Source organism: uncultured Nostoc sp. (assembly GCF_964245575.1).
Classification (GTDB): domain Bacteria; phylum Cyanobacteriota; class Cyanobacteriia; order Cyanobacteriales; family Nostocaceae; genus Nostoc.
The window spans coordinates 1-9271 of record NZ_CAXTNP010000290.1 but is presented as its reverse complement, the minus strand read 5'-3'; the positions used below and the strand labels follow the sequence as shown (position 1 = coordinate 9271).

General features: G+C 42.6%; 6 protein-coding genes. 3 read left to right on the top strand and 3 right to left on the bottom strand.

Annotated features, from left to right (window positions below; translation table 11 throughout):
- Positions 1 to 233: 233 nt before the first annotated feature.
- Positions 234 to 617 carry a hypothetical protein gene (locus tag ACFFAP_RS31635; RefSeq protein ID WP_375514922.1) on the top strand — a complete coding sequence of 128 codons (384 nt, stop codon included), beginning with the start codon at positions 234 to 236 and terminating at the stop codon, positions 615 to 617.
- A 509-nt stretch (positions 618 to 1126) separates the two neighbouring features.
- Here the strand turns inward: ACFFAP_RS31635 and ACFFAP_RS31630 are convergent.
- Positions 1127 to 1870 carry a response regulator transcription factor gene (locus ACFFAP_RS31630; protein ID WP_375514921.1) on the bottom strand — a complete coding sequence of 248 codons (744 nt, stop codon included), beginning with the start codon at positions 1868 to 1870 and terminating at the stop codon, positions 1127 to 1129.
- A gap of 157 nt (positions 1871 to 2027) precedes the next feature.
- On the opposite strand from ACFFAP_RS31630, the gene ACFFAP_RS31625 reads away from it, so the two are divergent.
- A complete protein-coding gene (locus ACFFAP_RS31625) occupies positions 2028 to 3092 on the top strand; it encodes a YheT family hydrolase (RefSeq protein WP_375514920.1) in 1065 nt (354 codons plus the stop codon).
- Between the two features lie 116 nt (positions 3093 to 3208).
- Here ACFFAP_RS31625 and ACFFAP_RS31620 read toward each other — a convergent pair whose 3' ends face one another.
- Positions 3209 to 3376, bottom strand: a complete 168-nt coding sequence (locus ACFFAP_RS31620; protein ID WP_375514919.1) for a hypothetical protein — start codon at positions 3374 to 3376, stop codon at positions 3209 to 3211.
- Between the two features lie 197 nt (positions 3377 to 3573).
- Between ACFFAP_RS31620 and ACFFAP_RS31615 the strand changes: the two genes are divergently transcribed.
- Positions 3574 to 5808, top strand: coding sequence for a response regulator (locus ACFFAP_RS31615; protein WP_375514918.1), 2235 nt, complete (start codon positions 3574 to 3576; stop codon positions 5806 to 5808).
- Between the two features lie 26 nt (positions 5809 to 5834).
- Here the strand turns inward: ACFFAP_RS31615 and ACFFAP_RS31610 are convergent, their stop codons facing one another.
- Positions 5835 to 8906, bottom strand: coding sequence for a response regulator (locus ACFFAP_RS31610; protein WP_375514917.1), 3072 nt, complete (start codon positions 8904 to 8906; stop codon positions 5835 to 5837).
- Positions 8907 to 9271: the final 365 nt, after the last annotated feature.

The window sequence follows — 9271 nt, the reverse complement described above, 5'->3', positions numbered from 1 at the left end:
GTCGTTTATTGAATTCGGGGTGTCGTTGATTGAATTCGGGGTGTCGTTGATTGAATTCGGCCAACCTCCAATAATTTACATAAAAATATTTGATATTTTTGTAATAAATAAATCATTTTTTCCGGATAATACGGCTGTCAACTAACCCCAGTTCTGTCTATCCTAGTGCTGTACAGTTCAGGGTAGAAGTCAGTTTTTATCCTGGCGCATTATTAATAATAGGAAAGTGATTTATGTCACGTCCAAAACGTGGATCTAAAGTACTTGATAGAGCACAGCGTCGGATTGCCGCTTTGAAATCGATCAGTCCCAGCTTAGACTTAGGCAATGGGGTAACAATTGACTCCTTCGCAGCCGTCATCAAAACAACGCAAGAGAAGTTGGAAGCTTATAACTCAAGCCTCTCTACCGTGGATCTGACTCAGGGAGCCTTAGAACTTGCCGAAAAGTCCCTGATGGAACTAACAGAACACATGTTACTCAGTGTAGCTGCAAAGTATGGCAAGAATAGCGATGAGTACAAAATGGCAGGGGGCGTTCGTCGAAGCGATGTCTACGACGGGCTACGCCTACGCAAGCGTCCGGTGCGTCAGCCTAAACAAAAGGCTGTTGCGTGATAAAGACGTTAACAATTTAAGGGACTTCCAAATAAAAAAATACTCAAAAAACTGGCGAAAAAACTCTCTCCTCCTTATTCCTGTGTGTTCTCTGTGTCTGGAGTGGTTCGTTTACTTGGATAATTTATTTCTTGGAAGTCCCTAACAGCCCTTCGGGTAAGGCAGAAGGCAGAGGGCAGGAGGCAGGTGGTCGCCGAGGGCAGTCGAGGTGAAACAGGAGGAAGAAAATATATTTTTTGACCTCAAGCGGGTTTAAAACCCCTAAATTTATTTCTGGTGTTTAGACTAAAAACAGGCGATCGCCAAAAAATAGTTATTTTGTACTAAGATGATTTTAGACTAATACCCAAGGAAAAAAATAATTTCCTTGTCGATAGTAGAGACGCTGCATTGCAACATCTCTACACACCGGAAAATCCCACCAATAACCTTAACTAAACGGTAAGGAATAAAAGTTTCTGAGAGTTCTTGCCTAAATCATGGCTTAGTTAAAGGTATTTAGCCTGATTTCATTCAACGACTGTTACTGAAGCCCCTTCAATTGATGGAGGTATACCGGGTAACTCAAGACAGTATCCAGCACCATACACTGTCTTGATATAGCGGGGGTGGCGGGGATCTGGTTCTAGCTTGGTTCTCAAGTGGCGAATATGGACTCGAATCGTTTCTATATCATCATCAGGATCGTAGCCCCAAACTTCTCTAAGGATTTCGCTGGGAGAAACCGTTTGACCGTGGCGTTGCAGCAAGCAGTGAAGTAGCTCAAATTCCAAGTGAGTCAATTTCACCGTTTCATTGAACCATATTGCCTCAAATCTTTCCGGAACGAGGGTGAGTGAGCCATAGTTGAGAATTTCACTATGCTTTGCAGCTTGGGGAATGCGGTCAGTCCGCCGCAAAAGTGCCCGCACTCGCGCCAGCAGTTCTTCAACTTCAAAAGGCTTGGTGAGGTAGTCATCTGCGCCTGCATTGAAACCTTCTACTTTGTCCTGAGTTTGGCTCAAAGCCGTCAACATTAACACCGGAATCTCAGAGGTGCGATCGTCGCGGCGCAGGCGTTGGCAAACGGTAAACCCATCTACCTTGGGCAACATTAAATCGAGCATGATCAAGTCTGGTTGTAGCTGGAGAGCCAGCGCTTGACCTTTGATGCCGTCTTCAGCTTGACTAACATCGTAGCCAGCCATTTCCAAGTTGACGGCAACTAGTTCTGAAATCGCTGGGTCATCGTCTATGACAAGAATCCTCGGCATTCTTAAAAAATTATTACTACTTATTAAGGATAATTAACAACCTTTGATAGATACAAAGATTTTTGAATCGATTCTAAAAAAGTTTTTAAATCTTACATAAATATTAAGATTAAATGACTATGAAATCAAGACTCAATTACACGAAATCTTATAGTCTATGATCTGTTATACTCCTGCCTTCAATCCGTCTTGGTTTTTACAAAACGGTGTAATTATGACTGTACACACCGCTTTGTGGGGAAGCCGTTACTGGGAAAGTACTAATCAAAACCCTGAACCGTCTTATCACGAAAAAATCTTTATAGGTGGGCAAGGTGTGCCAATTTTTGGCTTGGTTGCCATTCCTGAAAATGCTCATAGCACGATTATTGGTACTTATGGGATTACTGGAGAGTTAAAGACAGAATGGTCTTTGAGAGTGCTAGGACGTAAAGCCTACGCTCAAGGGTACGCTATAGTGTTATTTGATTGGCGTGCCCACGGTAAAACCGCCGACTTGTCGCCAACTCTGACTTCCGATGGACTGTATGAGGGGGAAGATTATGTTCGCATTGCCGCCACTGCTAAGGCAATGGGATGTCCGGGAAAATTTTGGTTTACAGGATTTTCTTTAGGAGGGCAATTGGCGCTATGGGCACTGAAAGTATCTGGTGAAGTGATTAGAGAGCATGAAGGTTTAGGACTAGAAGATAGCGATATTGGCGGTGGTATGGTGATTTGTCCGAGTTTGGATTCAGAGCGATCGCTATCTTATCTAGTCACTAAGCCCTTTGGTAGATATTTGGAAACGCAGATTGCACAGAATTTAAAAAAACTGGCATGGCGAATACATGATGCTCATCCTGGAAGCATTGACCCAACGGCGATTGAACGGGCAAACAGTATCTGGGGTTTTGACAATGAACTGGTAATTAACCGACTAGGTTTTCCTTCTGTGGAAGCATATTATCAAGCCAGCAGCGCTCTCCAAATATTACCGCAAATATCAAAACCGACTTTGATTATCTATGCTGCCGATGATCCACTTTTTGACCCAGCCATCATACCTGACTTGCAAGCTGCCTGCGATCGCAATCCTGCAATAGATTTGCTACTCACTCGTTACGGCGGCCATGTTGGCTATATGAGTAGCAAAAATTGCCAGCGCCAATTACAAGACCCTGACCCTTGGTGGGCATGGAATCGGGTTTTAGAATGGTTGGAGATAAAGCGAACAGAATAATAGGCGAGACAATATTCTGGTTACTAAGATACTCGACGGATGGAGTCGTATTGTTTGGAAGTCCAAAAAACTAAATTTATTATTGCAAGAGAGAGAGGATGGCATTAACTGGGAAGCTACCACAATATTATTGGTAAACCAGCAATCACAGAAGCAATACCTGTCCAGAGAGTAAAGCGCTCAATATCTACTTCATCCAAAGCAATGCTCATTTGCTTAATTGCTAATACAAGCGCTGTCAGTAGCAGCACAAAGAAGGCAACGTACTCAAAATTAATTATCATTCATCCTCGCTATCTCTACAAAAAAGTAATTCTAATAGGTTTTTAACAAGTTTTGGCAAGGGTTTTTTGTTTCAGATTTAACAATTTAGGATAAAATTTATTTCCCTTTGAAGAGATATCTACTTCAGATTGATAAATTTATGTTTTTCTGTTGAATGATTTAGGACACCAATTCCTCAGGTTCACAGAGATTAGCGATGGTGCAAGCGCCCACCGTAGGCGATCGCATTAGTAGGCTACGGGACAGTGGCAAACCAGCAGTAGTAAATTCGATTTGGCTTGAGATTTTGAGTGTTTGGAGTGTGTATTTGGGAATACTAACTCAGGCTTTAATTCTAATTCCTATGGCTACGTTACTGAAACCTGCATCGCAAACCAATATTCTACTCGTAGATGATAACCCTGATAATCTACGTCTGTTATCCAAAATGCTAGAGTTACAGGGTTATATCGTTCGCAAATCGCTCAATGGCAGAATGGCGTTACAAGCTGCCCAGCGAGAGCCACCGGATTTAATTATGCTCGATATTAATATGCCAGAAATGAACGGCTATGAAGTTTGTCAGCAGTTGAAACTTGGAGAAAAAACACGTAGGATTCCGATTATTTTTATCAGTGCTATAGATCATCTCAAGGATAAAGTACGAGCCTTTGAGTTGGGAGCGCAAGACTATATCACTAAGCCCTTTCAAGAGTTAGAAGTACTAGCAAGAATTAAAAATCAATTACTTATTCAACAACAACAGCAACTTCTAGTTCAGCAGAATCAACAATTGGAGGAGGCAAAAGCAGCAGCAGAAATAGCTACTCAAGTTAAAAGTGAGTTTTTAGCCAATATGAGTCATGAAATCCGTACACCGATGAATGCAGTGATTGGAATGACGGAACTATTGCTTGATACAAATATGGATGCATATCAGCAAGATGCTGTTGAGACAATCCGCTCCAGTGGGGAGATTTTATTATCTTTAATTAATAATATTTTAGATTTTTCTAAGATTGGCTCAGGCAAAATGAAACTGGAAGCAGAAGCATTTGATTTAGTAACTTGCTTGAAAGAATCAATAGCCTTACTAGCTACCAATGCCGCAGCTAAAAAATTAGAAATTAGCTTTAATTTAACAGCAAATGTGCCTAGAAAAATTATAGGAGATATTACTCGTTTGCGTCAGATCCTAGTTAATTTACTGGGTAATGCTATCAAATTTACTCCAAATGGCAGTATCACAATTACAGTTACAGCCGATGTCGTAGGTGAATCTACTAAGATTACAGCATTAAATGGTGGGCCTACTTATCAGTTAGAGTTTGCTGTTAAAGATACAGGGATTGGTGTGCCAGCAGACAAACTAGATCGATTATTTCAGTCTTTTAGTCAAGTTGATTCCTCGACTACTCGCTGCTATGGAGGCACAGGTTTAGGATTAGCTATCAGTCGCCAACTCACCGAATTGATGGGCGGAAAAATGTGGGTAGAGAGTCAGGTACAAGAGGGATCTACTTTTTATTTCACTATCGTTGCTTTGGCTAGTTTACCGCTAGTAACGACAGACACTAGTGTTCAGTTGGATACTAACCAAACAAGTACTCAGCCATCTGATCTCATCTTATTCAACTCTGCGATCGCACAACAGTTCCCCTTGAAAATTTTGCTGGCGGAAGATCATCCAGTTAATCAAAAGCTAACTTTATTGATGCTCAAACGATTGGGATATGAAGCCGATGTTGTCAGTAATGGAATAGAAGTTCTAGAAATTATTCAGCACTTATCTTATGACGTAATATTCATGGATGTCCAAATGCCTGAAATGGATGGACTAGAGACAACTCAGTTGATTTGCCAAAAATATCCAGTTGGTTCTCGTCCGCGAATTATTGCCCTGACAGCGCGTGCCCTTGAGCGCGATCACGAGGAATGTCTAGCAGCTGGTATGGATGATTATATCAGCAAACCGATGCGTATTGACGTGGTGGCTCAAGCCTTAAGTCGATGTGTATCGGTAGTTTATAGTAATTGTGATTTCAGCTTGCCCAGCAGCAATCAGCCCCTAGTCAATGGCTCTGATGTTGCAGTAGCAAACTTGCCAGCCATTAATACTCAAGCTATTGAACATATCCGCGAGATTGCAGGAGCAGATGAGACATTTTTAACAGAAATTATTGATTGCTATCTAGAAGATTCTTCACAAATCTTGGAACAAATTCGGTTTGCTCTGACTCAGGGTGATGCCACAACTTTAAAGTACCTAGCCCATACCTGGAAATCCAGTAGTGCATATTTGGGAGCAACGACACTGGTGCTTCTTTGTCAAGAAATAGAAGCGATCGCTTTTTCCGAAATCAGCTATGTTTCAGAACAGCTACACAATGTAGAGGCTGAATTTGAAAGAGTCAAAGCAGCTTTATCCCTAGAACGTCAAAAAAGAGAGTAAGGGCTTTTTTAAAATTTTATCGTAGTTCAGCCAGAGTCTTTTTCCATAGTTTGGGTTAGAATTGCGATCGCTTCCAGCTGGAAGTTATCTACCAAATATTTCAGAGCATTGGGCAGAACTCCCTCTTGGTTGGGGATTTGAGCGATGAGATTGTAGAGTTTGGCATCGTTAAGATTCAAAGCTGCTTCATGCACCTGAATAATCCACTCTGGCGACATTACCTGAAAATCTTCGGCGGTTAGAGATTTTTGAAGTAAGGTTTGCTGGTCTAACCTTGGTAAAGCTTCTTGGCGGTAGCGGTAGCGGACTCCCAAGTAGTGCGCTATTTTATCAAATAGGAAACTTTCTAGAAATGGTTTGGTGATGTGGTCGTTACAGCCTGCCTGAATGCTGTTGGCGTAGTCTTCCTTAAAGGCATAAGCTGTCAGCGCTAGAATCACCACCTTTTCACCTGTTTCCCTCTGTCGAATTTGCCGAGTAGTCTCGTAGCCATCAATTCCCGGCATTTGAATGTCCATTAAAATCAAGTGAGGGTGCCATTTTGACCACAGAGCGATCGCTTCATCCCCGTTCTGGGCTGCACAGACCTCGAACCCTACTGATTCCAGTAACCTAACGAGCAACTGACGGTTTTCTCTAAAGTCTTCCGCCACTAGAATGCGATAAGTCGGCTGTCTTGCTTCTAAACCGATAACAGTGCGAGTTGTTTCAGAAGCGATGATATCCACTGAGTTTACCAGACTTAGTAAAACCTCACAAGTGAAGGTTGACTCTTGATTCAGGATGCTTTGCACTGTAATATCACCACCCATTAAACGAGCAAACTGACGGCTAATCGATAAGCCTAAGCCTGTACCTTGAGCATAGCGGCCTCGTTCTGTTTGTATGAAGGCTTCAAACACAGTTTCTATATCGGACTGAGCGATACCACATCCAGTATCTTCGACTTCCAGATGCAGGGTTATTATTGGTTGGGAGTCAGAGCTAGAATCAGAGGAACTGCATTGTATTGAATCAACTGAGTTAACGAAAGCTTGTAATCGCAAGGTGACACTGCCTGTTGTCGTAAATTTGATTGCATTGCTTAATAGATTGAGCAGAATTTGGCGCAGTTTTGATTCGTCACCATACACATAGCGAGGAACACTGGGATGCTGCTCTGTAATTAGATCAATTCCTTTCTCTAAAGCTTTGAGAGCAACCATATCTGTAATGGAGTGGATTAGCTGATGCAAATCGAAACTGTTTTCTGTTAGCTGTAACTTACCCGCTTCAATTTTGGACATTTCCAACACATCGTTAATCAGGGTTAGCAAGTGTTCTCCACTGCGGCTGATGATGCCTAAATGCTCTTGAAATTCAGATTGAATTGCCTCGCTACGGTTCATCAACTGAGTAAATCCCAAAATGGCATTCAGGGGAGTCCTTAGTTCGTGGCTCATTTTAGCGAGGAACTGACTTTTGGCGCGGTTTGCGATCTCGGCTTGTTCTGCGGCTTGTTCTAGGGCTGTCTGGGAAAACTCCAGCACTACCAACATTAGTGTATTTCGCATCTCAGTAGCGGCTTCCAGTTCTGCAACCTGCCAAGGTAAGGAAGTTTCCCGGACGGTTTCTTTCCATAGTTGAAACGACTTCCGAGGACATAATTTCATTTCTCCAATTTCGTTGATTGTTACCGCTTCCTGGGGGTTGCCCGCCCAATTCACCGTCTGGATTTGCTCTGGTCGAAACCAGATAATGTGGTAAGACGTTTTTTTAACATGGTTGAATAAGATTGAAATTGCCAGGATGCCGCTAGCTTGCTCTTTGAATGCCTCCGCTTCTGGATATAAACGTGAGAGGGAATCGGTAGCAAACACTCGTTCTCCCTTGTGTTGCACCAACCATTTCACAAGCTCCTGCACCTGGGTAGCCGATGGTGTTTGACCAACTAATGTCAGATGACCATCAAGCAAAATCGCGCTTCCTTGAGCATGAACTAGATTTAGCAATTGAGGAGTATGTTGGCTCAACACTTGCTCAATCAAATTGGAATCCTGCAATAACGTCTGTTGCAGTTGATCCTGAATCGCTTTTACCTGCGTTCGGTAAATATGGAATTCTCGTTCTTGCTGATGCACCAGTTCGATGGAAGCAAACTGTCCTAAAAATTCACAGGCTTTGCGAGTTTCATAATCCACGAGTTTCGGGCTGTAGTGGTGACAGGCAATTAATCCCCAGAGGCGTTTATCGTTGAGCAACGAAATCGTCATCGACCCAGCAACCCCCATATTCTGTAAGTATTCAATGTGACAGGGAGACACCCCCCGTAACAGAGAATTACTCAAATCAAGGGGTGCATCCGTCAAAGGATAGTTGGTGGGAATCAGTGAGACAGGGGTGTAATTGATATCGGGAATGAATCGCATCCGGTTGCGGTAAAACAACTGGCGGGCTGGCGCGGGAATGTCTATTGCTAAATAGTGCAGTCCGAGATAACTTTCTAGATGCCTCTGTTTTTCCTCGGCAATCACTACACCACTATCGTCTGCCTCAAAGCGGTAAATCATCACCCGATCAAACCCAGTCATTGCTTTCACCTCTCTGGCAAGGGTTTGAGCCAGATTCGTCAGGTTAGTAGCATTACGAATATTAGCGATCGCAGCTTGCAGGCAGTGATAGAATTGGATTGAATGGGCGCTTTTGATGGATTGCTGAGGTTCTAGTTCTAGAATCAACCCATCTACCATCCGGTATATTACACCTCTGAATGTCTGATTTTTCCTTTGCCAATGAGTCTGAGCAACCTTTTGCCGCATTTTTAGCCCAAACGGATTGCAAAGCTCTAGGTTATCTTGAGCTAGATACCCAATAAGTCGCTGCACTTGAGCGTTAGAAAACAACAGTTGTAAAGGTTGACCCAGTAATGCTTCTGCGGAAATTCCAAAAAACTGTTCCAAATTTTCGCTAATCTGCAAGATTGTGAGGTGTGGTTCTTGCAGCATTAGCAACATTCCATGCGGCTGAATATGACCGGGAGCATATACCGATTCATCACTGCACACTTCTAAAGCCGTTAGTACGGAAGGGGTGAGTAAGGTTGGATTTGCTGACTGCATAGCTGAGGTAAGTGGTTTTGGAAACCAAAAAGTTGTGAATCTAAATTGAAAATTGCAGGATTGGCTCAAACCTACACGGTAAGGATTTTTACCTAAGACCAGTTTAATCCTTGTGTAATCTTTGTGGGTAGAGCAATTAATTTTCGGTTCTTCAATGGAAAAAGCCCTTAAACATGTCACACAAGCAAGTAGTAAAGAACGACTACAAATCCTCTACTGGTTAAAAAGTGGATAAGTGACAAGTAGGCAGGCGATCGCATTGGTCTGGTGCATAGTATAGTAGCGCTAAAGCATCAAACCAGATCCAGCCATATAGCAATCCGATTTGATTCGGTGAATTACTCGTAGAGACTCAATACTTGGGA